The sequence below is a fragment of the Streptomyces sp. MNU89 genome, assembly GCF_020982505.1.
Classification (GTDB): Bacteria; Actinomycetota; Actinomycetes; order Streptomycetales; family Streptomycetaceae; genus Streptomyces; species Streptomyces xinghaiensis.
In genome coordinates, this window is the sequence record NZ_JAJKLL010000001.1 from 6,056,441 (window position 1) to 6,077,977 (window position 21,537).

19 protein-coding genes and 3 pseudogenes are annotated in these 21,537 nt (G+C 73.5%); 13 read left to right on the forward strand and 9 right to left on the reverse strand.

The annotated features are described in order from the left end of the window. The first annotated feature begins 73 nt into the window (after window positions 1-73). The 4 genes and pseudogenes from E4N63_RS25880 to E4N63_RS25890 all read left to right on the forward strand — a co-directional run bounded on the left by E4N63_RS25880 (window position 74) and on the right by E4N63_RS25890 (window position 2,892). Window positions 74-1,669 carry an MFS transporter gene (locus E4N63_RS25880; protein ID WP_230241814.1) on the forward strand — a complete coding sequence of 532 codons (1,596 nt, stop codon included), beginning with the start codon at window positions 74-76 and terminating at the stop codon, window positions 1,667-1,669. A gap of 45 nt (window positions 1,670-1,714) precedes the next feature. Continuing rightward, window positions 1,715-1,828: pseudogene (locus tag E4N63_RS30800) on the forward strand (SGM_5486 family transporter-associated protein); the annotation flags it as partial. A gap of 203 nt (window positions 1,829-2,031) precedes the next feature. After that, window positions 2,032-2,244: a hypothetical protein gene (locus E4N63_RS25885; RefSeq protein WP_019707982.1), complete on the forward strand. Its 213-nt coding sequence runs from the start codon at window positions 2,032-2,034 to the stop codon at window positions 2,242-2,244. 96 nt (window positions 2,245-2,340) lie between these two features. Beyond that, entirely contained in the window at window positions 2,341-2,892 is a 552-nt protein-coding gene (locus tag E4N63_RS25890; protein ID WP_230241815.1) for a histidine phosphatase family protein, read from the forward strand. A gap of 194 nt (window positions 2,893-3,086) precedes the next feature. Here E4N63_RS25890 and E4N63_RS25895 read toward each other — a convergent pair whose 3' ends face one another. The 4 genes from E4N63_RS25895 to E4N63_RS31290 all read right to left on the reverse strand — a co-directional run bounded on the left by E4N63_RS25895 (window position 3,087) and on the right by E4N63_RS31290 (window position 7,007). Beyond that, window positions 3,087-3,317 (reverse strand): DUF397 domain-containing protein, encoded by a 231-nt coding sequence (locus E4N63_RS25895; RefSeq protein ID WP_019710519.1) that lies wholly within the window; start codon window positions 3,315-3,317, stop codon window positions 3,087-3,089. Window positions 3,318-3,767: 450 nt separating this feature from the next. Then, window positions 3,768-5,018: a phosphoserine phosphatase SerB gene (gene serB / locus E4N63_RS25900; protein WP_125626977.1), complete on the reverse strand. Its 1,251-nt coding sequence runs from the start codon at window positions 5,016-5,018 to the stop codon at window positions 3,768-3,770. Continuing rightward, window positions 4,972-6,672 carry a streptophobe family protein gene (locus tag E4N63_RS25905; protein WP_308188746.1) on the reverse strand — a complete coding sequence of 567 codons (1,701 nt, stop codon included), beginning with the start codon at window positions 6,670-6,672 and terminating at the stop codon, window positions 4,972-4,974. The genes serB and E4N63_RS25905 overlap by 47 nt, the downstream gene beginning before the upstream one ends. Next, the gene (locus tag E4N63_RS31290; RefSeq protein ID WP_308188747.1) at window positions 6,669-7,007 is read right to left on the reverse strand and encodes a streptophobe family protein; all 339 of its coding nucleotides are present in this window, start codon (window positions 7,005-7,007) and stop codon (window positions 6,669-6,671) included. The genes E4N63_RS25905 and E4N63_RS31290 overlap by 4 nt, the downstream gene beginning before the upstream one ends. A 266-nt stretch (window positions 7,008-7,273) precedes the next feature. On the opposite strand from E4N63_RS31290, the gene E4N63_RS25910 reads away from it, so the two are divergent. Further along, complete coding sequence (locus E4N63_RS25910; RefSeq protein WP_230241816.1) at window positions 7,274-9,793, forward strand: FHA domain-containing protein; 2,520 nt, start codon at window positions 7,274-7,276, stop codon at window positions 9,791-9,793. 123 nt (window positions 9,794-9,916) lie between these two features. Here the strand turns inward: E4N63_RS25910 and E4N63_RS25915 are convergent, their stop codons facing one another. Further along, on the reverse strand, window positions 9,917-10,699 hold the full coding sequence (locus tag E4N63_RS25915) for a transglycosylase SLT domain-containing protein (RefSeq protein WP_125625929.1): 783 nt from the start codon (window positions 10,697-10,699) through the stop codon (window positions 9,917-9,919). 758 nt (window positions 10,700-11,457) lie between these two features. Here E4N63_RS25915 and E4N63_RS25920 point away from each other — a divergent pair. The 3 genes from E4N63_RS25920 (at window position 11,458) to E4N63_RS31295 (ending at window position 13,943) form a co-directional block, all read left to right on the forward strand. Then, on the forward strand, window positions 11,458-12,618 hold the full coding sequence (locus E4N63_RS25920; protein WP_230241817.1) for a GAF domain-containing sensor histidine kinase: 1,161 nt from the start codon (window positions 11,458-11,460) through the stop codon (window positions 12,616-12,618). Beyond that, window positions 12,608-13,258, forward strand: coding sequence for a response regulator transcription factor (locus E4N63_RS25925; protein WP_043469959.1), 651 nt, complete (start codon window positions 12,608-12,610; stop codon window positions 13,256-13,258). The genes E4N63_RS25920 and E4N63_RS25925 overlap by 11 nt, the downstream gene beginning before the upstream one ends. A 178-nt stretch (window positions 13,259-13,436) precedes the next feature. Next, the gene (locus E4N63_RS31295) at window positions 13,437-13,943 is read left to right on the forward strand and encodes a chaplin (RefSeq protein ID WP_230241818.1); all 507 of its coding nucleotides are present in this window, start codon (window positions 13,437-13,439) and stop codon (window positions 13,941-13,943) included. Between the two features lie 246 nt (window positions 13,944-14,189). Here the strand turns inward: E4N63_RS31295 and E4N63_RS25935 are convergent. Then, window positions 14,190-15,012: pseudogene (locus E4N63_RS25935) on the reverse strand (hypothetical protein). A gap of 111 nt (window positions 15,013-15,123) precedes the next feature. Here E4N63_RS25935 and E4N63_RS25940 point away from each other — a divergent pair. From E4N63_RS25940 to E4N63_RS25955, 4 genes and pseudogenes are all read left to right on the forward strand, one after another. After that, window positions 15,124-15,915, forward strand: a complete 792-nt coding sequence (locus tag E4N63_RS25940) for an ABC transporter ATP-binding protein (RefSeq protein ID WP_019708994.1) — start codon at window positions 15,124-15,126, stop codon at window positions 15,913-15,915. A 57-nt stretch (window positions 15,916-15,972) separates the two neighbouring features. Beyond that, window positions 15,973-16,407, forward strand: coding sequence for an NfeD family protein (locus E4N63_RS25945; protein WP_125625924.1), 435 nt, complete (start codon window positions 15,973-15,975; stop codon window positions 16,405-16,407). A gap of 117 nt (window positions 16,408-16,524) precedes the next feature. Continuing rightward, window positions 16,525-17,485, forward strand: a pseudogene (locus E4N63_RS25950) (SPFH domain-containing protein). 58 nt (window positions 17,486-17,543) lie between these two features. Beyond that, entirely contained in the window at window positions 17,544-18,311 is a 768-nt protein-coding gene (locus E4N63_RS25955; protein WP_125626909.1) for a sulfite exporter TauE/SafE family protein, read from the forward strand. A 111-nt stretch (window positions 18,312-18,422) separates the two neighbouring features. Here the strand turns inward: E4N63_RS25955 and E4N63_RS25960 are convergent, their stop codons facing one another. The 3 genes from E4N63_RS25960 to E4N63_RS25970 all read right to left on the reverse strand — a co-directional run bounded on the left by E4N63_RS25960 (window position 18,423) and on the right by E4N63_RS25970 (window position 20,647). Continuing rightward, the gene (locus tag E4N63_RS25960) at window positions 18,423-18,932 is read right to left on the reverse strand and encodes an HNH endonuclease (RefSeq protein WP_043469946.1); all 510 of its coding nucleotides are present in this window, start codon (window positions 18,930-18,932) and stop codon (window positions 18,423-18,425) included. Window positions 18,933-19,225: 293 nt separating this feature from the next. Then, complete coding sequence (locus tag E4N63_RS25965) at window positions 19,226-19,765, reverse strand: YbhB/YbcL family Raf kinase inhibitor-like protein (protein WP_125626907.1); 540 nt, start codon at window positions 19,763-19,765, stop codon at window positions 19,226-19,228. A 99-nt stretch (window positions 19,766-19,864) separates the two neighbouring features. Next, window positions 19,865-20,647 carry a sporulation protein gene (locus tag E4N63_RS25970; RefSeq protein ID WP_125626906.1) on the reverse strand — a complete coding sequence of 261 codons (783 nt, stop codon included), beginning with the start codon at window positions 20,645-20,647 and terminating at the stop codon, window positions 19,865-19,867. 198 nt (window positions 20,648-20,845) lie between these two features. Here E4N63_RS25970 and E4N63_RS25975 point away from each other — a divergent pair, with 198 nt between their 5' ends. After that, complete coding sequence (locus tag E4N63_RS25975; protein WP_230241819.1) at window positions 20,846-21,535, forward strand: DNA-3-methyladenine glycosylase; 690 nt, start codon at window positions 20,846-20,848, stop codon at window positions 21,533-21,535. Window positions 21,536-21,537 lie beyond the last annotated feature (2 nt).

The window sequence follows — 21,537 nt, forward strand, 5'->3', positions numbered from 1 at the left end:
CCCGGCCGTCTCGGATCCGGGGAGGGCCGCCGCGGTGGACAGTCAATCATCCCATGATTCTATGATGGCTGACATGCCCGAGGACGTAACCCGCTGCCGTGCCGCCGCACGCCCCCTGACCCCGCAGGCCGGCCGCGACGCCGGCCGGCCGGTTCCCGGCCCGGACGCGGCGGCCGGTCCGGCGGTTCCCTCCGACCCCGCCGACCCGGCGACCCGCTCCGGTCCGGCGGCCGCGGCTCCGTCCGGTCCGCCGGTTCCCGGGGCCCCGGCCTCCTCCGGGGCCCCGGCCCCGTCCGCCCCTCCGTCCGTCTGGCGGACCCGGCTGCTGATCGCCGGCATCGCCCTGGCCGCGCTGAACCTCCGGCCCGCCATCACCAGCCTCGGTGCCCTCCTCGAAGAGGTCCGGGACGGGCTCGGGATCAGCGGCGCCACCGCGGGCCTCCTCACCTCCCTGCCCTCCCTCTGCTTCGCCGTCTTCGGCGTCATGGCACCGAGGCTGGCGAAGCGGGGCGGCCCGGCTCCCGTCCTCCTCGCCGGGATGGCGGCCATCGCGGCGGGCGTGCTGCTGCGGCCCTTCGCCGGCGGTACGGCCGGGTTTCTCGCGGGCAGCGCGCTGGCCCTGGCCGGTATCGCGCTGAGCAATGTGCTGATGCCGGTCGCCGTCAAACGGTGGTTCCCCGACCGGGTCGGCACGATGACCGGTCTCTACTCGATGACCCTGGCCCTGGGCACCGCGCTGGCCGCGGCCTCCGCGGTACCGGTCGCGGAGGCGTTCGGCGGCAGCTGGCGGGCGGGACTGGCGGTCTGGGCTCTCCCCGCCCTCGCCGCCGTGCTGCTCTGGCTGCCCCTGGCCCGGGTCCGTACCGACCGCCGTCGTGGACGGACGGACGGGCCCGGGGCCGCGGCGGACCGGAAGCTCCCCGGTCAGCGGGAACACGAGCGGACGGCGGCGGCCCCGGTTCCCGCTTCGGCGCCGGAACCGGCACCCGGACCGGCACGGGACCCCGGCCCCGCACCCGGACCCACCGACGGCACGGCCCGCGCCCCCCGCATCACCCGCAGCCCCACGGCCTGGGCCCTGGGCTGCTTCTTCGGTTTCCAGTCCACCGCCGCCTACATCACCATGGGCTGGCTGCCGCAGATCTTCCGCGACGCCGGGCTCCCGGCGTCCACCGCGGGAGCGCTGCTCGCCGTGACGATGGGCCTCGGCGTCCCGCTCTCGTTCCTGCTGCCGAGGATCGCCGCCGGAATGCGCCACCAGAGCGCGCTCGCCGCGGCCCTGGGCCTCAGCGGCCTCCTCGGCTACGCGGGGCTGTACTTCGCGCCCGCCGCCGGAGCCTGGGCCTGGGCGCTGTTTCTCGGCATCTCCAACTGCGCGTTCCCGCTGGTCCTGACACTGATCGGAATGCGGTCCCGCACCAGTGCCGGCGTCATCCGGCTCTCGGCCTTCGCGCAGAGCACCGGCTATCTCATCTCCGTACCCGGACCGCTGCTCATCGGCGTGCTCTACCAGCACAGCGGCGGATGGGGCCTGCCGCTGGCCCTGATGTCGGGGCTGATGGTGGTACAGCTCGGACTCGGTGTGCGGGCCGGCCGGCAGCGCTACATCGAGGACGAGGGACGGCGCCCGCTCCCCGCCGGCCCCGCCGCCCGCACACCCGCGGGCTGAGCCCCTGGAAGGGGGCGGCGGGGACGGGGATGGGAGACTGGACGCATGCCAGTCCTCGACCCGAATCCCCAGAACGGCCAGAAGAAGCTGCTCGGCGTGCTCGGCGCGATGCTCGCCATCGGCATCCTCATCTCCGTGATCGCCACCATCCTCGCCCCTGACGCCCCGGCCCGGTGCACCCGCCCCACCCCGGTGGTGGGGCGGCCCCACCCTAGGGGGTCAGGGTCAGGGTCGACTGGGTGGATCACCGGATGGGAACCGGCCGTCCGGATCCGTAGGTTCGTCAGTACACCGCGAAGCAGCGGTGGACGCGGCCGTGGCAGGCGGCCGCGTCACCCCCGAACCCGCACGGAGGCGGTCCCATGTCGGCCGGTACGCATTCGCCCCACCCGGCGGCCCGTGCCGCGCAGACGCGGCTCCCGTGGTGGGCCGTCGTCCTCCCGGCCGTGGCCTTCGCCGTTCTGCTGACGCTGATCACCGGCGCGCAGGACGCGCACGCTGCGGCCGGCGCGCCCTCCGGCCTGGAGCAGTTGCTGGAGCTGCTGCGGAACACCCTCTTCCGGGGGGACCGCTGAGCCGTGGGCCACCACCCGCTCCGGCCGGGCCCGGGGCTGCCGTGAGAGCCCCAACAACCGGGGCCGTACAGCGGTTTTCGTGCGAAGCTGGGTGTCATGAGCGTCGCTGAACCCTCCCGGGAGAGCACTCCCGGAACCCCGGATTCCCGCAGGATCGTCCTCGTCCGGCACGCGAAGGCCGACTGGCCCGAGGTGGCCGACCACGACCGGCCGCTCGCCGAGCGCGGGCGCAAGGAGGCACCGGTCGTGGGCCGCTGGATCGCCGCTTCGGGCATCAACCCCGATCTGACCCTCTGCTCGACCTCCGTCCGCACCCGCGAAACCTGGAAACTCGTCGTCCACGAACTGCCGCACCGCCCGCGGACCGTCTACGAGGACCGGCTCTACGAGGCCACGCTCGGCGACCTCCTCGCCCTGCTCCGGGAGACCCCCGACGAGGTGCGGGACCTGCTCGTCGTCGGCCACAACCCCGGCATGCACGCCCTGGCCGACGCCCTCGCCGGCTCCGCCGAGGGCGACACCCTGGCCCGGATGAACCGGGGCGGCTACCCGACCGGCGCGGTGGCCGTCGTCGGCCTCACCGGAGCCTGGAAGGCCGTGGAGCACGGGGTGGGCCGGCTGCTCCAGTACTGGACACCGCACGACTGAGGCCGGACAGGGCACGGCGCGGCACACGGCCACGGGACGGTCGCGGGGGCGGAGACCGCCGCCCCGTCCGCCGCCTCGCCGGTACGGCACCGCCGGCCGCCGCTGCGCGCCCCCCGCCACTTCGCCCCGCCGACCGGCCGGCCGACGGGGCGAAGCACTGCCCGGAGGCGCCCGCGGGGCGGACGGCGCGCGGCTCAGCGGATGTCGAACTCCCCGTCCCGGGCCCCGAGAACGAAGGCCCGCCACTCGCCCTCGGTGTACCGGAGGACGGTGTCGGGGTCGGCCGAGGACCGCATCGCCACGGCACCGCCGGGCAGATACGCGATCTCGACCCGCTCCTCCGACTCACTCCCCGGGGCACTGAGCCACTCGACTCCCGAGATGTCGAGCGCGTACAGCTCGGCCTTCTCCTGCTCATCAGCCATCAGTCCAGCTTCCCTTCGCTGCCAGCAGTGACAAACTCGCCGGTCGACGGCGCGGGAGCCGGCCGGCCGCATATGCGCGCCGCGCCGGTGCGGGCACGGCGCCTTCGCTCGTCGGCGCCCATGCCGCTTCCCCCCGCTGTCGCCGGCCCGTGGTGCCCGCGGTGAACCCCTCCACCCGGCGCGCTGCCCGGCGGACGGTGCGCAACTCCCGTGGCCCGCAGGGACGTCGGCCGCCCCCGGGTAACGTTAACCAGACGGCGCACATCCCGCACTCACCCGATCGGGTCAACGCCCGGGTCGGCGGTCCGGCCGAAGCAGCCCCGGCGGGCGGCGGTCCCCCGACCGCCGGGGCGCCCGGCCCGTACCGGCCCGCACCCGCCGCGCGTACGGACGTACGGCCACCGGGCCGTGGCCCGGTCCCGTCCCACAGGACCGGCGGACCGCCGGCCCTCAGCCCTCGTCCGCCTGCGTGTCCGCCGCCTCGACCTCTTCCCGCGTGATGCCCAGCAGATAGAGCACGGTGTCCAGAAACGGCACATTGACCGCCGTGTGGGCCGCCTCGCGCACGAGCGGCTTGGCGTTGAACGCCACCCCCAGCCCGGCCGCGTTGAGCATGTCGAGGTCGTTGGCGCCGTCGCCGATCGCGACGGTCTGCGCCAGCGGCACCCCGGCCTCGGCGGCGAAACGGCGCAGCAGCCGCGCCTTGCCCGCCCGGTCGACGATCTCGCCGGTCACCCGGCCGGTCAGCTTGCCGTCCACGACTTCCAGGGTGTTGGCGGAGGCGAAGTCGAGCCCCAGTCGCTCCTGAAGATCGTCGGTGACCTGGGTGAAGCCGCCGGAGACGACACCGACCTGGTAGCCGAGACGTTTCAGCGTACGGATGAGGGTGCGGGCGCCGGGCGTGAGCCGGACCTCCGAGCGCACCTTGTCCACCACGGATTCGTCCAGCCCGGCGAGCAGCTCCACCCGGGCGTGCAGCGACTGCTCGAAGTCCAGTTCGCCGCGCATCGCCGCGGCCGTCACCTCGGCGACCTGATCCTCGCAGCCCGCGTGCGCCGCGAACAGCTCGATGACCTCGTCCTGGATGAGGGTGGAATCCACATCCATCACCACCAGCCGCTGGGCCCGGCGGTGCAGCCCGGCCGCGACCACGGCGATGTCCACGCCCAGCAGCGCGGCCTGCGTCGCCAGGGCGGTGCGCAGCGGTGAGGTCTCGGCGCCGGAGACCGCGAACTCCACGGCCGTCACCGGGTACTTCGCGAGCCGGAAGATGCGGTCGATGTTCCCGCCGGTGCCGGTGATGGCCGCCGCTATGGCGGCGGTGGACTCCGCGGTCAGCGGGTGGCCCAGCACGGTGACGATCGAGCGCCCGGTGCCGCGGGGCCGGTTGTCGCCGCGGCCGGAGATGATCTCCGCCTGGAGGTGCAGGGACTCCGCCCAGCTGTGGACGGTGGCACGCAGCTCACCCTCGGCGCTTCCGTGGCGCCCGGTCTGCGGCGGGGCCGTGACCAGCGCACACAGAGTGATCCGGCCTCGGGTGACCACCTGCTCGATGTCGACCACGTCGAGGGAGTAGGCGGCGAGGGTGTCGAACAGCCCGGCGGTGATGCCCGGGCGGTCCTTCCCGAAGATCTTGATGAGGAGGGTGGGGGTGTCATCGCCCGGAACGGCGGTGGCAGGCGGGATCTGCGATGCGCTCATGGTGATTCCACCGTATCGGGCATCCGTGACGGAGCGCGCGGCCGTCCCGCACTACGGAACGGGGGTGCCCGCGCCGGGCCGGGCGCCCCGCGCCCGCGCCGCCCGGAGAGCGCCGCCGCCGGCCCCCGGACGGAGGGATCTTCCCTGATCGGAGCGGTCGGAGCGGTCGGGGCGGGGTCCGATCGGGGCTGGGCGGCAGGCCGCTGCGGTGCGGCCCGGCCGGCCATACGGAGAGGCCGCGCGGTTCAGCCGTTCGGGGACCCGGCGGGCGGTGGAACGGCCGGGCCCGGCCCGTCCCCGGCGGCCCGCCCGCGTCAGTGCGCGGCCGGTGGGTACGGGGAGGGGCGGCGGTTCGCGGTGCGCGTCCGGGCCGGTACCGGAGGGGCCGTTCCCGGGCCGGTACCGGCCGCCCGCGGTCGTAGGCTCCGTACGCGTACGCCCCGCCGGAGCGCGGATGCGGTGCCGTGCCCGGGGCGTAGGCCCGTCGCCCGGCCACCCCCGCCGCTCCGGCCAGGAGCGCGCCCGCGGCACCGGCCGCCGCGCCCCAGGCGGCCCCGAGCAGCAGCGCGAGCCCGGCACTGCCGCGCAGCTCCAGCCCGGCCCCGAAGGCGTCGAAACCGAAGACCGACAGGCTCGCGTTCGCCGAGACCCCCGTGAGCCAGGTGAGCAGCGGCAGCCCGAGCCCGGTGGCCACGGCGAGCGGCACCGCGCAGCGGACGGCGAAGGCCGCCGTTCCCACGGTGCCCTCCCCGCCGGGGACGGGCCGGGGGGCGGCGGAACCGGAGGTGCCCGGCGCCGCGGGGCGGCCGCCGGCGGAGGTGCCGACCCCGCGCGTACCCGCTGCCGCCGGTGCGCCCGTCCGGGCTCCTCTCGTCCCGGTCGCGTCCCGCGGTGTGCGGACGGCCGTGAGCGCCCCCGCGCAGAGCAGGGCGAGGACGGCGGCCGGGACCAGCAGCCACGCCCGGCCGTCCAGCTCGGCCAGCCGGCCGACGGTGATCGTCTCCTCCGAGGCCGTCAGCAGCCGGTCCAGCGGAGCCGGGAGCAGCCGCACCAGTGCCCCGCTCGCCCAGCCGGTCCAGGGCACGAAGAGGCCGAGCAGCATCCCGGTCCAGGCGCCGTTGGGCCCGACGAGCAGGGCCGTACCGGCGATCCGGGCCGGGTGCTCGTCCCCGGCGGCCGCCCACACCGCCGCGGCCAGGCCCGCGCCGACGGCGAGCAGCAGGGCGGCGCAGAGAGCGGAGACGGCCGGGCGCACCACCCGGTGCAGCACCTCCCAGCCGGGCGGCAGCGGCGTGCGGCGGGAGGCCAGCAGGGCGATCACCAGCACTCCGGCGACCCAGAGCGCCCCGCCGAGCAGCGAGGGGCCGGTGTCCACCCGGAAACCGACCGAGGCCTCGGCGCGGACCAGGTCCGCCAGCCGGGCGGCGAGACCGCCGCCGAGATCCCCGAGCCCCTCGGGCAGCAGCTCCGCGATGCCCTCCGGCAGTCCCGAGTCCGGCAGCGCGGACTCCGGCAGGTCCCCGGCCAGGCCGCCGAGCTCGGCGCCGTCGAAGGTCACGGTGTCGTGCCCGGCCCAGGAGAGCCCGCCGACCACCGCGAGGAAGAGCGCCACCACCGCCCCGGCCCGGACCGCGAGTTCACCCGCCCCGATCACCCCGCCCGCCCCCGCAGCGAGCGGAGGAAGACCGCGGCGAGCACCAGGGCGCCGACCAGGGCCACGCCCAGTGGCGTGATGTCGACGGAGGCGGCGGCCCGTCCGCCCTCCAGGCCGAAGACGCCGACGTCCCCGGCCGGGACGACCCGGCCGTTCACCGCGAGGACCACGGCCGCCGCGGTCATCGGCCCGAGGGACCCCACCGCGTCGGCCTCCAGGAGATGCAGGGCGAGGGCGGCGGTCCCCGTCATCGCGACGAACGCCCAGCCCACGGCGGCGACGGCGGTGAGGAGCGCGTCCGCCGGGCGGAGGCTCCGATTCCCCTCTACGCGCATGAGCAGCCCCGATGGACAGCCGCCCGAGAAGACGAGAGACGGCGGAGAAACAGTGACGTGCGGTGATTCTTCATGACCGGTGGGCCATCGGACGTGCTTGTCCCCCTCCGGCGTGTTCCGGCCCGATGCGCCACCTCTCCGGCGTGTCCGCTTGCCACAGCCGGGTTGGGGGTGGAGGCGTCTGCCTGAAATAGTTCCCCCGATGTCCGCCATCCCTAGACTCCCTCTGCAGGGGGTAACTCGGGGGAAAATCAGTGGGGCTTGGAGTGCCGGAACTCGTACTGGAATTGAACGGAAGGACCTGGACGCTCGACCCGTCCCGGTCCTACAGCCTCGGACGTGACCCGAAGGGCGACATGGTGCTGGAGGACGCCAGAGTCTCCTGGCGTCACGCCACCGTCCGCTGGGACGGGCACAGCTGGGTCATCGAGGACCTCGGAAGCACCAACGGCACCTACGCGGGGGGCCGGCGGGTCCAGCAGGAGCGGATGGCCCCCGGTGCCGCCGTGCATCTGGGCAACGCGACGGACGGGCCGGTGCTGACGGTGTCCGCGGCGGCCCCGGCGCGCAGCGCACCCGCCGCGACGGCGGCACCGCAGGCGCCCGCGCCACAGCCGTCGGTGCCGCGGCAAGCACCGGTGCCACAGCAGCCTCAGGGGCAGGCCGGGCCGCCCGGCCAGGCGCCGCCACCGCAGCAGGCGCCGCCCCCGCAGGGATACGCGCCACGGGTGCCGCCCCAGGGCGGCCCGCAGCAGCCGCCGGCCGGCGGGACCCAGCCGTACGACGGCCAGCAGCCCACCGGGCTGCACCGGCTGGCCCTCGGCCGGGTGATGCGGATCGGCCGTGCGCTGGAGAACGACCTGGTCGTCTCCGACCTCCAGGTCTCCCGGCACCACGCGGAGTTCCGCTCCACGCCGGACGGCCGCTTCGAGATCGTCGACCTCGGCAGCCACAACGGCACCTACGTCAACGGCCAGCCGGTCCGGCAGCAGACCATCGGCCCGCACGACATCGTCGGCGTCGGCCACTCCACCTTCCGGCTGGTCGGCGACCGGCTGGAGGAGTTCGTCGACACCGGCGAGATCTCCTTCTCCGCCCGCCACCTCACCGTCACGGTCGACGGCGGCAAGCAGATCCTCAAGGACGTCTCCTTCGGCGCCCCGGAGAAGTCGCTGATCGCGGTGATCGGCCCGTCCGGCTCCGGCAAGTCCACGCTGCTGCGCGCGCTGACCGGCTACCGCCCGGCCGACCGGGGCGAGGTGCTCTACGACAACCGGAACCTCTACAAGCACTTCGCCGAGCTGCGCCAGCGCATCGGTCTGGTCCCGCAGGACGACATCCTGCACAAGGAGCTGACCGTCCGCACCGCCCTCAAGTACGCGGCCAAGCTCCGCTTCCCCGGCGACACGGCGGAGGCCGAGCGCGAGGCCCGGATCGACGAGGTCCTCCGCGAGCTCAAGCTGGACATCCACAAGGAGAAGAAGGTCACCTCCCTCTCCGGTGGCCAGCGCAAGCGCGTCTCCGTCGCCCTGGAGCTGCTGACCAAGCCGTCACTGATCTTCCTGGACGAGCCGACCTCCGGCCTCGACCCGGGCATGGACCGCGACGTCATGCAGCTGCTGCGCGGCCTCGCGGACGACGGCCGCACGGTCCTCGTCGTCACCCACTCCGTGGCGGAGCTGGCGCTCTGCGACAAGCTGCTGGTGATGGCACCGGGCGGCTCGGTGGCGTACTTCGGCCCGCCGGACGAGGCGCTGAACTTCTTCGGCTACGGGTCCTGGGCCGATGTCTTCTCGGCCTTCGAGAACTACCGCGACTACGACTGGTCGGGCCGCTGGCGCGGCTCCCGGCACTACCAGATGTACGCGGCCGACCTCGACGCCGTCGCGCCGCAGGCCGCGTCCGTCCAGCCGCGGCAGATGCGTCCGCCCAAGCAGCAGAGCTGGGGCTCCCAGCTGTGGACGCTGATCCGGCGCTATGTGTCGGTGATCGCCTCCGACCACGGCTTCCTGGGCCTCATGCTGATCCTGCCCGCCGTGCTCGGTGTGGTCAGCGTCCTCATCCCGGCCGACTACGGGCTCGCGCGGGGCCCGGCCGATGGCGGCCCGCCGTTCTCCAACCGGGACGGCAGCGTCATCCTGCTGATCCTCGCCGTCGGCGCCTGCTTCGCCGGCGCGGCCAACTCCGTACGAGAACTGATCAAGGAACGGGTCATCTACGAACGGGAACGGGCCACCGGCCTCTCCCGTTCGGCCTATCTCATGTCCAAGGTGATCGTGCTGGGCGCCATCACCGCGCTCCAGGGCGCCATCATCTGCGGCATCGGTTTCGCCCCGCGGGACCTCCCGGAGGAGGGCGTCCTCCTGGAAGGGCTGCCCGCCGTCGAGCTGGCGCTGCCGATCATGGCGCTGGGCTTCACCTCCATGATGTTCGGGCTGGTCATCTCCTCCCTGGTGAAGACGGCCGAGAAGACCATGCCGCTGCTGGTCATGTTCGCCATCGTCCAGGTCGTCTTCACCGGCTGCCTCTTCCAGCTGAACGACAAGCTCGGCGCCGAGCAGCTGGCCTGGCTCATGCCCTCCCGCTGGGCGGTCTCCGCCGCCGGCTCCACGGCCGAACTCAACGTGCTGCTGCCCTGGGAACCGGGCAACCCCGATCCCCTGTGGGAGCACGAGCTGAGCACCTGGCTGCTGGACATGGGCGTCCTGGTGGCCCTCGGCGTGATCTGCGGCTTCGCCGTCGCACGCCTGCTGCGCCGCCACGAGCCGGAGGTCATGCGCAAGTAGGAGCGCAAGCGGAAGCGCGGGGGTACGGAACCGCGCCCGCGCACACGACAGGGCGGCGGTACCCCCGCGGGGGTACCGCCGCCCTCTGCCGTCACGGCCGGATGGTGACCTGCGCGGTGCCGGTCAGTAGGCCGAGTCGACGTTGTCCATGGAGCCGTACCGGTCGGCGGCGTAGTTGCAGGCCGCGACGATGTTGGCCACCGGGTCGTACAGGTCGTTCGCCGTGCCCTCGACGTGGTAGGCATCGAAGGTGGGCTGGATCACCTGGAGCAGGCCCTTGGACGGGATGCCGTTCTTGGCGTTGATGTCCCAGGTGTTGATGGCCTGCGGGTTACCACTGGACTCCCGCATGATGTTGCGGTGGATGCCCTCGTAGCTGCCGGGTATGCCGTTCTTGTCCATGATGGCCATGGCCTCACGGATCCAGCCGTCGAGGTTGTCCGCGTACTTCTGCGGGGCCGGGGTGGCCGGCTTGGCGGCCGGAGCGGGGGCCGCGCGCTCGGCCGAACGGCTGGCGGCCTGCTCGGCGGCACGCTCCGCCTCGGCCTTGGCCTCGGCGTTCTTCACGGCCTCGGTCCTGGGGGTGTCCTTCTTGGAGTCGCCCTTGTCGGCCAGGGGCTCCACCGTCTTCAGGAGAGCGTTCGCGGCACGGTCGGTGCCCTTGTCCTCGGTCCCGGCCGCGGCGAACAGCGAACCGGTCTTCTTCTCGTCCTGGCCGGTGTCCGCCTGGGCGGAGTAGGCCGCCGGGAGGGTGCGGGCGGTCTCGGCCTTGTCGGCACCCGAAGCGGAGCCGGGGGCGGCCGCGAAGGCCAGGGAGGCGACGCTCACCGCGGCCAGGCCGGCTGCCGAGATCTTGTGGGGCTTGGCGAGTCGGGTGCTGTTACCGGAGAAGGTGGGGACGCGCATAGTGAGGAACCAATCCAATCGCTGGGCCGCTGGCGCGGGCTGGTCGGAAACGGCGGTGCGAGACGCTCTCCTCAGGGGTGAGAGCCACTCGCCGCTCCGGCGAAGTGCACCGCTCGGATCCGCGGTGCCTTGCGACGTAAACCATTCTTAGCGGCGCAAATCGGGCATGGCAAAGGTGTGATCTACTATCCCGATTCGTAAAAAACCGGGCCCGGCGTCCGGGCCCCGCGAGCCGGGGTGCCGATCAGCACCCGCGCGGCAACTCCTAAGCGTCTTCGTACGTGACCTGGGCCCTATGCCCCGCCTCACAGCGGGCCGGTCAGCCCTCCACTCCGCGTGAGGGCGTTTCTGCGGACGGTCACCGGATTCAGGGCTCTGCCCCGGCCCCTTCGCGCCGCCGGGCCTCCGCTTCGAGACGGCCCGTCGCCTGGCCGGGGCCGGGCACACCCGTGTACCTCGGGGCGCGCGACGCCGGCCGGGGCAGTGCGGCGGTCACGCGGCTCGGCGCCCGCTTCGTCCGGCCGGACGTGACCGACGAGGACTCCGTCAATGCGGCCGCCGAGGCAGCGACGCCGCCGGCCGGCTCCGGCTCCTCGACGTCATCGGCACCCGGGCCACGACCGGGGAGGGCCACCGGGAGTAGCGGCCCGCGCACCGCGCCCGGGGCGGGGTCGTTCCCGGGTCCCGGTCCCGAAGCCGCAGACCGCTGCCGTCCCCGGCCGGATACGGACCGGGCCCCCGCCGGTTACCGTGTGGCCATGACCACCGGCCCCGTCCCCCCGTCGGGACTCGCCGCGGTGAGCGAGGCCCTGCTCGCCATGAGCCGCCACCTCGAAGTGCGCGACGTCCTCAAGACGATCGTCGTCTCCGCGCGCGACCTCCTCGACGCCGAGTACGCCGCCCTCGGCGTCCCCGACGACCACGGAGGCTTCGCCCAGTTCGTCGTCGCGGGCGTCAGCGACGAACAGTGGAAGGCCATCGGTCCGCTGCCCCGCCAGCACGGCATCCTCGCCGCGATGCTCCGGGACGCCACCCCACAGCGGCTCGCCGACGTCCGCGCCGATCCCCGCTTCGAGGGCTGGCCGGAGGCCCACCCCGACATGTCCGACTTCCTCGGCCTCCCGGTGGCCGACGGCGACGAGGTCCTCGGCGCCATCTTCCTCGCCAACAAGCGCTGCTCACTGCCCCGCACGGAGCGTGCCTGCGGCTTCACCGCCGAGGACGAGGCCCTGCTGTCGATCCTCGCCCAGCACGCCGCCATAGCTCTCACCAACGCCCGCCTCTACGAGCGCAGCCGCGAGCTGACCATCGCCGGCGAGCGCGCCCGGCTCGCCCACGAACTGCACGACGCCGTCTCGCAGAAGCTGTTCTCGCTGCGCCTCACCGCACAGGCCGCCGCCGCGCTCCTCCACCGCGACCCCGACCGCGCGCGGGAGGAGCTCCAGCAGGTCGCCGCCCTCGCCGCCGAGGCCGCCGAGGAACTCCGCGCCGCCGTCGTCGAACTGCGCCCTGCGGCCCTCGACGAGGACGGGCTCGTCGCCACCCTCCGCACCCAGGCCCGGGTCCTCGACCGCGCCCACAGCGCGCGCGTCGTCTTCCGCTCCTCCGGAGTGCGGGCCCTGCCCGCGGCCCAGGAGGAAGCCCTGCTCCGGGTGGCGCAGGAAGCCCTGCACAACGCGCTCCGGCACGCCGGCCCCACCCGCGTCGACATCTCCCTCGACCGGCACGGCCAGGGCGCCCTGCTGCGCGTAGCCGACGACGGCACCGGCTTCGACCCGACCGCCGTCCGCCGCGCCGGACGCCATCTGGGCCTGGTCTCCATGCGGGACCGGGCGAACGGCGTGGGCGGCGGCCTGACCGTGGAGTCGGCGCCCGGCAAGGGCACCGTGATCGAGATGGAGGTCCCCGGTGGCGCCTGAGAGAACCACCGTCCGCGTCCTGCTGGTCGACGACCACCAGGTCGTGCGGCGCGGCCTGCGGACCTTCCTGGAGGTCCAGGACGACATCGAGGTCGTCGGCGAGGCGTCCGACGGCGACGAGGGTGTGGCCCGCGCCGAGGAGCTCCGCCCCGACATCGTCCTCATGGACGTCAGGATGCCCGGCACCGACGGCATCGAGGCGCTGCGCAAGCTCCGTGAGCTGGAGAACCCCGCCCGGGTGCTCGTCGTCACCAGCTTCACCGAGCAGCGCACCGTCGTCCCGGCCCTGCGCGCCGGCGCCTCCGGCTACGTCTACAAGGACGTCGACCCCGACGCGCTCGCCTGCGCCATCCGCTCGGTGCACGCCGGTCACACCGTCCTGCAGTCCGAGGTGGCCGGGGCCCTGCTCGCCCAGGAGGGCGACCGGGCCGGCCAGGGCCGCGCGGGCGTGCTCACCGACCGTGAGCGGGACGTCCTGGGGCTGCTGGCCGACGGCCGGTCCAACCGGGAGATCGCCCGCGCGCTGGTGCTTTCCGAGAAGACGGTCAAGACGCATGTGTCCAACATCCTGATGAAGCTCGACGTGTCGGACCGCACCCAGGCCGCACTCTGGGCGGTCCGCCACGGCCTCACGGCCTGACCGGGGGACGGCGGCGGCCGGCACCGCGGCGGTACGAGGGCACCGGCCCGTGGGCGGAGCGTTGCTCCGTTCGGATTCATCCGGCCCGGTATCCGTGCCATACGGGCGTACCCCCGCGTTCATTCGGGTGACCCCGCTGTCAGGGGTCCCGAATGGCATCAGGAGAAGGAAGCTCTACATGAAGACTGCCAAGAAGGCCGCCCTCGTCATCGCCGCCGCGGGAGCCGCGATCGGTGCTGCCCCGGGTGCCGCGTTCGCGGACACCGGAGCGGCCGGCCAGGCCACCGGTTCGTGGGGCATCGGCTCCGGCAACCTCGTCCAGGCGCCGGTGGAGGTGCCGGTCAACGTCTGCGGCACCACCGCCAATGTCGCGGGCCTCTTCAACCCCGCCGCCGGCAACAGCTGCGGTGACGCCGGCGGCTCGGACGCCACCCTCCTCGCCGCCACCCCCCGGTCCGCGGGCGGCGGCCTCGACGGCGGAGTCGTCGGCCTCCGCGGTGACGAGAGCGGCCTGGGCGCGGAAGCCGGCCCCACCGTGCTCCGGGGTGACGAGAGCGGCCTCGGTGCCGAGGCCGGCCCCGCCCGTCTCAGCGGTGACGCCGAGGGCCTCGGCCTGGACAGCGGAATCGGCTCCGAGGGCGAGGGGGAGACCCGCCTTCTGTCGGACGAGGAGTACAACGTCTGACGGCACCGGTGACCGGCACCCCGGTGACAAGCACCACCGGGGCACCCGGCACCACGGCGGCAGCCGGCGTGGCCGGCATCGCACGAGCGACGACTGCGGCACCACCGCCGGGCGGCCCGGGCTCCGCGGACCTAGCGACGGTCCGCGGAGCCTTTGCACGCCCGCCGCCGCAGTGCCTCGCGCGGACCCCCGGCCCCGACCCACGCCACCCGGCGGGCCCTGCACCGCCCGAGCGCCGCGCCCGCCTCAGCCGCGCTCGCGCTCCTCCACACAGGAGTTGTACGCGGCGACCTGCGCCCGCCGGGCCGTACGCTCCACCGGCCGCAGCGCCTCCTCCCGCACCGCCATCTGCGAGGCGCTGACCGCCGCCCGTGCTCGGCGCCCGCGCAGCCACCGCCCCTCCGCCGCCCGCCGCGCCCGGCCCACGGGCGATCGCCACCAGGGCGCCCACCCGCTGCGCCAGCTCCAGCACCCGCGCCGCGCGCGGCGGATAGCCGGGCGCGAGCACCTCCCGGTCCCGTTCGGCCCGCGCCCGGTACGCCTCCAGCGCCGCCTGCGCCGCGGGGCCGGCCCCGGCCAGATCCAGCCGGGACAGCAGCTCCGTCGCGTCCCGCAGGGCCTCCGCCAGCTCCCGCTCCGCCTCACCGAGCGAGGGCACGTCCGCCGGTGGCGCCTCCCGCACCGGCAGGCAGTGCCACACCACCTCGACGTGCACATCGCCCTCCGGCCCCGCCTCGGAGACCTCCGGGACCAGTCCCAGCGCGGCCCCCGGCACCAGCACCGCCTCCTCGGAGGCCAGCGCCCGCGTGTTGAACTCCGGCGGCCCGCTCAGCCCCAGCGGATGACCCGGCACGGGCAGCGCCACCCGGAAACCGGCCGCACCGAGGCCGCGCAGCCTGCCCAGGGCGAGCGAGAGCCCCACCGGCCCGGACTCGCCCGGCAGCCCCTCCACCCGGTGCAGCGCGTCGTCCCCGACGATCCGCTGCACCGCGTCATCCGGTGGGACCAATCCGGCAAGAAGGGCGTTTCCCCAGGCGGCCAGCCGCCCTGATCGCGGTTCCGTGAGCATGGGACCAGCCTAAGGACAGGTGCCGACATCGCGTGGCGTAGGTTTGCTGAGAGCGGCTGCGCCCACCGGCGCACGAGATGTTCCGACACTGCAAGGGGAGACGACGCGCTCATGAGCGATGTACTGGAGCTGGTGGACGTATCAGTGGTCCGCGAGGGGCGGGCTCTGGTGGACCAGGTCTCCTGGTCGGTCGCCGAGGGCGAGCGCTGGGTGATCCTCGGCCCCAACGGCGCCGGCAAGACCACGCTGCTCAACATCGCCTCCAGCTACCTCTTTCCGACCACCGGCACCGCCCAGATCCTCGGCGAGAAGCTCGGCAACGTCGACGTCTTCGAGCTGCGCCCCCGGATCGGCATCGCCGGCGTCGCCCTGGCCGACAAGCTGCCGCCCGGCCAGACCGTCCTCCAGACGGTGCTCACCGCCGCCTACGGCATGACCGCCCACTGGCAGGAGAGCTACGAGAAGGTCGACGAGGAGCGCGCCCTCGCGTTCCTCGACCGCCTCGGCATGACCGACTACCTCGACCGCAAGTTCGGCACCCTCTCCGAGGGAGAGCGCAAGCGGACCCTGATCGCCCGCGCGATGATGACGGACCCCGAACTGCTGCTGCTGGACGAGCCCGCCGCCGGTCTGGACCTCGGCGGCCGCGAGGACCTCGTACGCCGCCTCGGGCGCCTCGCCCGCGACCCGTACGCCCCCTCCATGATCATGGTGACCCACCATGTCGAGGAGATCGCCCCCGGGTTCACCCACGTCCTGATGATCCGTCAGGGCAAGGTGCTCGCCGCCGGTCCCATCGAGCTCGAACTGACCTCCCGCAACCTCTCGCACTGCTTCGGGCTGCCGCTCGTCGTCGAGCGCAGCGGCGACCGCTGGACCGCCCAAGGGCTGCCGCTCACCTGAGAGTTGTCCCGATAGTTGACCGGGCGCTGTTCCCCCGGGCGCACCACCGCGCCTACCATGGGTTCCGTGGAACCATGGGTGTGGTGGCTGATCGCAGCCGTAGGGTTGGGCATTCCCCTCGTCATGACGGCGATGCCCGAGTTCGGGATGTTCTCCGTCGGAGCCGTCGCCGCGGCTGTCACCCAGGCATTCTTCGGTGGCGGCATCGTGGCGCAGGTCCTCGTCTTCGTCATCGTCTCGGTCGCGCTGACAGCGGTCGTGCGCCCCCTCGCGGCCCGCAGCCGGGCCCGGACGCCCCTGGCGGCCACCGGCATCGATGCCCTGACGGGGCGTCAGGCGCTGGTGCTGGAGCGGGTCGACAGCCAGGGCGGACGCATCAAGCTCGCGGGCGAGGTCTGGTCCGCGCGCACGCTCGACGCCGACCAGGTCTACGAAAAGGGACAGCAGGTGGACGTCGTGGAGATCGACGGCGCGACGGCCGTCGTCATCTGACGCGCTCCGGCGTACTTCGGGGACACCTGACGCCCGCGTGTGGCCGAAGGCCCCCCGGGACAGCCTGTTCTCTGACAGACTGATGATCAAGCGACCGAAGGGGTACGGAGAGCATCCATGGAACCGATCATCATCGTCCTGATCATCCTGGTGGTGCTCGTCTTCATCGCCCTCATGAAGACGGTGCAGGTCATCCCGCAGGCCAGCGCCGCCATCGTGGAGCGCTTCGGCCGCTACACCCGCACCCTCAACGCCGGGCTCAACATCGTCGTCCCGTTCATCGACTCGATCCGCAACCGCATCGACCTCCGCGAGCAGGTCGTGCCGTTCCCGCCGCAGCCGGTGATCACCCAGGACAACCTGGTCGTCAACATCGACACTGTCATCTACTACCAGGTCACCGACGCCCGCGCCGCGACCTACGAAGTCGCGAGCTACATCCAGGCGATCGAGCAGCTCACCGTCACCACCCTCCGCAACATCATCGGCGGCATGGACCTGGAGCGCACCCTCACCTCCCGCGAGGAGATCAACGCGGCGCTCCGCGGCGTGCTCGACGAGGCCACCGGCAAGTGGGGCATCCGCGTCAACCGCGTCGAGCTCAAGGCCATCGAACCGCCCACCTCCATCCAGGACTCGATGGAGAAGCAGATGCGCGCCGACCGCGACAAGCGCGCCGCCATCCTCCAGGCCGAAGGTGTCCGGCAGTCCGAAATCCTCCGCGCCGAGGGCGAGAAGCAGTCCGCCATCCTCCGCGCCGAGGGCGAGGCCAAGGCCGCCGCGCTGAGGGCCGAGGGCGAGGCCCAGGCCATCCGCACCGTCTTCGAGTCCATCCACGCCGGCGACGCCGACCAGAAGCTCCTCTCCTACCAGTACCTCCAGATGCTCCCGAAGATCGCCGAGGGCGACGCCAACAAGCTCTGGATCGTGCCCAGCGAGATCGGGGAGGCGCTCAAGGGCCTCGGCGGTGCCCTCGGCAACTTCGGCGGCGCCCCGGCGGCCCCCGCGGCCGGCAACGGCGCCCCCGGGAGAACGTCGTCCCGCCCGCCCGCGCCGCGAGCAGCCCCCGCTCGACTGATCCGGCGGCCGCTCCGGCATGATCGGTGCAGCAGGCACCGATCACGGAGAGGCACGGCGTGGACATCTGGGAAGCGGTCGCGGTCCTCGCCGCGGGCATCGGAGCCGGGACGATCAACACCATCGTCGGCTCCGGAACCCTCATCACCTTCCCGGTACTGCTCGCCACCGGCCTGCCGCCGATCACCGCCAACGTCTCCAACAACCTCGGCCTGGTCCCCGGCTCCGTCAGCGGCGCCATCGGCTACCGCCGCGAACTCGCCGGGCAGGGGCGGCGTACCGTCCGCCTCGGCGCCGCGGCGCTCGTCGGCGGCCTCACCGGAGCCCTTCTGCTGCTCTCCCTGCCGTCCCGGGCCTTCAACGCGATCGTGCCCGTCCTCATCGCCCTGGCCCTGGTCCTCGTGGTCCTGCAGCCGCGGCTCGGACGCGCGATCCAGCGCCGCCGTGAGCGGACCGGCAGCGACGCCCACCGGGACGGCGGCCTGCTGCTGCTCCTCGGCATCCTGCTGTCCAGCGTGTACGGCGGCTACTTCGGCGCCGCCCAGGGCGTCATCTACCTCTCACTGATGGGACTGCTGCTCAGCGAGGACCTCCAGCGGATCAACGCCGTCAAGAACGCCCTCGCGGTCGTCGTCAACGGCGTCGCCGCGCTCGTCTTCCTGTTCGTCGCGGAGTTCGACTGGCTCGCGGTCCTGCTCATCGCCGTCGGCTCCGCTCTCGGCGGGCAGATCGGCGCCAAAGTCGGCCGCCGTCTGCCGCCCGCCGTCCTCCGCGGAGTCATCGTCGCGGTGGGAACGGCCGCCATCGCCCTGCTGCTGCTCCGCTGAACGGCGGCGCGGCGGGCGGCGGCGGCCCCGGGTACGGCAGGCCGTTGACGGGCAGGCTCCCGGACCGGCGCAACCGCCGGCGCGGCGGCCGGCCCGGGAGCCTGCCACCGCTCAGGCGGGCTGCGGCAGCCACTCCGGAAGCGCGTCCCAGCCCCCGCCCCGCCCGCCGACCGCCAGCAGCAGCGCGTCCGCCGGTGTGGGCTCGAACGGCTTGCTGAGCAGCCGCATCCCCGCCTGCTCCGGAGTCCGGTTCGCCTTGCGGTGGTTGTCCTCGGCGCAGGCCGCGACGGTGTTCAGCCAGGTGTCCCCGCCCCCGCGCGACCGCGGCACGACGTGGTCCACGGTCGTCGCCCGCCGGCCGCAGTACGCGCACCGGTGCCGGTCCCGTACCAGCACCCCCCGCCGGGACCAGGGCGCCCGTTGTCGGAACGGCACCCGGACGTACCGGCTGAGCCTGATCACCTGCGGCACCGGCACCTCGACGGCCGCGGCCCTGACGCGCAGACCGGGGTGAGCCTGTTCGACGACGGCCTTGTCCTGCAGAACCAGCACCACCGCACGCCGCAGCGACACCGTCGACAGCGGCTCGAAGCTCGCGTTGAGTACCAGCGTCTCGCGCATCCCGCCCACCTTCCGCTCATTCCCCGCCCATGGCGGCGGACCGGGATCAACTCTGACCGCGCCCACCCGCCGCGACAACGCAATTTCCCGCACGGATACGGGAAACGGGGCACGGCCCGGGAGTGAACGGACACCCGGACGCGCCCCGCGGACAGCACTCCGCCCCGCCCACCCGAGGGTGGACGGGGCGGAAGAGGCGCCCTGCCGCACCGGCCGGAACCGCACGGCGGACGGTCGGACGGCAAGGACGGTCGGACGGCGGACGGGAGGGATCCCCCGGCACCGGGACGCCGTCAGCCCGGTGCCGGAACGGCGTACTCGCTCACGATGTGCGCCCGCGCGAGCGTGTGGAACCGCAGGTTGAAGCCGACCACGGCAGGAGTGGCGTCCGCGTCCGGCCCCAGCTTCCCGGTGTCCACGGCGTACACCGTGAAGACGTAGCGGTGCGCCGGGTCCCCGGGCGGCGGCGCCGCACCGCCGAACTCCCGCTTGCCGTAGTCGTTCCGCACGTGCACGGCCCCCTCCGGCAGCCCCGCGAAGTCTCCGCTGCCCGCGCCCCGCGGCAGTTCCGTGACGGTCGCCGGTATGTCGAAGAGCGACCAGTGCCAGAAGCCGCTGCCGGTGGGGGCGTCCGGGTCGTAGCAGGTCACCGCGAAGCTCTTGGTCTCCGGCGGGAAACCGGACCACCGCAACTGCGGCGAGACACTGCCGCCCTCCAGCGTCTGTTCCCCGCCCAACTCGGCTCCGGGCGCCACATCGTCGCTCACCAGGGTGAACGACGGCACCGGGGGCAGGAAGTCGTGGGGAAGCGGTGGCCTCTTGGAGTCGGTCACGTCGAAACCTCCGGATCGGTGATCGCGTCGGTTCCGAGCCTAAGGGCTGTCCGGCCCGTCCCGATCCGAGGCGGAGGGGCCGGACAGACCCGGGAACCGCTAGAACCAATTGCGCTTTCCGCCGACCTCCGCCAGCCACGCGTTGAGGTAGGCCGCCCAGTCGGTCTCCTGGTAGGAGTTCAGCCCCACGGTGAACGCGCGGTAGGAGTCGGTTCCCTCGGTGAAGAGCCCCGGCCGCTTGTCCATCTCCAGGATGACGTCCATCTCGCCGTTGTCCGCGACGAACGTCAACTCCACCTGGTTCAGACCCCGGTACTGCTGCGGGGCGAAGAACTCGATCTCCTGGTAGAACGGCAGCCGCTGCCGCGTCCCCCGGATGTGCCCCCGCTCCAGGTCGGCGCTCTTGAAACGGAAACCGAGCGAGCCGAAGGCGTCCAGGATGGCCTGCTGGGCGGGGAGCGGGTGGACGTTCACGGGGTCGAGGTCACCGGAGTCCACGGCCCGCGCGATCTCCAGCTCCGTCGTCACCCCGACGTCCATCCCCGTCAGGTGCCGCCCCATGAACATGGTGATGGGCGTCTCCCACGGGATGTCCAGCGCGAACGGGACCGAGTGCACCGCACCGGACTGCACCTCGAAGGCGCCGCCGAGCCGCTGCTTGTGGAACTCGATGTCCTGCTTGTACTCCTGGTCGCCGCTCTCCACCTCGACCCGCGCCTGCAGCCCCACCGAGAGGCCCTCGATCTGCTGGGCCACCGAGCCGCCCTGGATGCGCACCTCGCCCTGGACGACCCCGCCCGGCACCACGTTCTGCTCCGTGAGCACCGTCTCCACCGACGCCCCGCCGGCGCCCAAGCTCGCGAGCAGCTTCTTGAAGGCCATGTCTGTCTCTTCCTCCCCTGGGCGAGCCCTGCCGGGCCCCGCCTCGAAACCCTTGATCCCTACATACGCGGAACAGCGCACCGGTGGTTCCCGCCGAGCTCCGCACGGGACCACCGCCGGCGGCCGCGATCCCGTGCGCCATGCTCCCGTATCGCACCCGCCCGCCCGGCACCGCCCGGTGCATTACGCTCGGTGGACATGCTCGACCACCCCCGGGGAAAGACCCCCGAGCCGCCCGCACGGCTCGACCGCACGCCCCTGACCCGCGACTTCTTCAACCGTCCCGTGCTGGAGGTCGCCCCCGACCTGCTCGGCCGCGTTCTGGTCCGCAACACGCCCGAGGGACCGGTGGAGCTCCGCCTGACGGAGGTCGAGGCCTACGACGGGGAGTCCGACCCGGGCTCCCACGCCTACCGGGGGCGCACGGAGCGCAACGCGTCCATGTTCGGCCCCCCGGGCCACGCGTACGTCTACTTCATCTACGGCATGTGGTTCAGCCTCAACCTGGTCTGCGGCCCCGAGGGCAAGGCGAGCGGTGTCCTGCTCCGCGCCGGGGAGATCCTGACCGGCGCGAAGTGGGCCGGCGAACGCCGCAGGACGGCGCGCAAGCACAGCGAACTCGCCCAGGGACCGGCCCGCCTGGCGACCGCCCTCGGCATAGACCGCTCCCTGGACGGCACCGACGTCTGCGCCGGCCCGGACGCCCCCTTCTCCGTACTGACCGGGGACCCGCCGCCGGGGGACCGCGTCCACAACGGCCCGCGCACGGGCGTGGGCGGAGACGGCGCCGACCATCCCTGGCGCTTCTGGATCACCGGCGATCCCACCGTGAGCCGGTACCGGGCCCATGTACCCAGGAACCGGGCCCGTCGCAAGGGCCGCGCTTGACG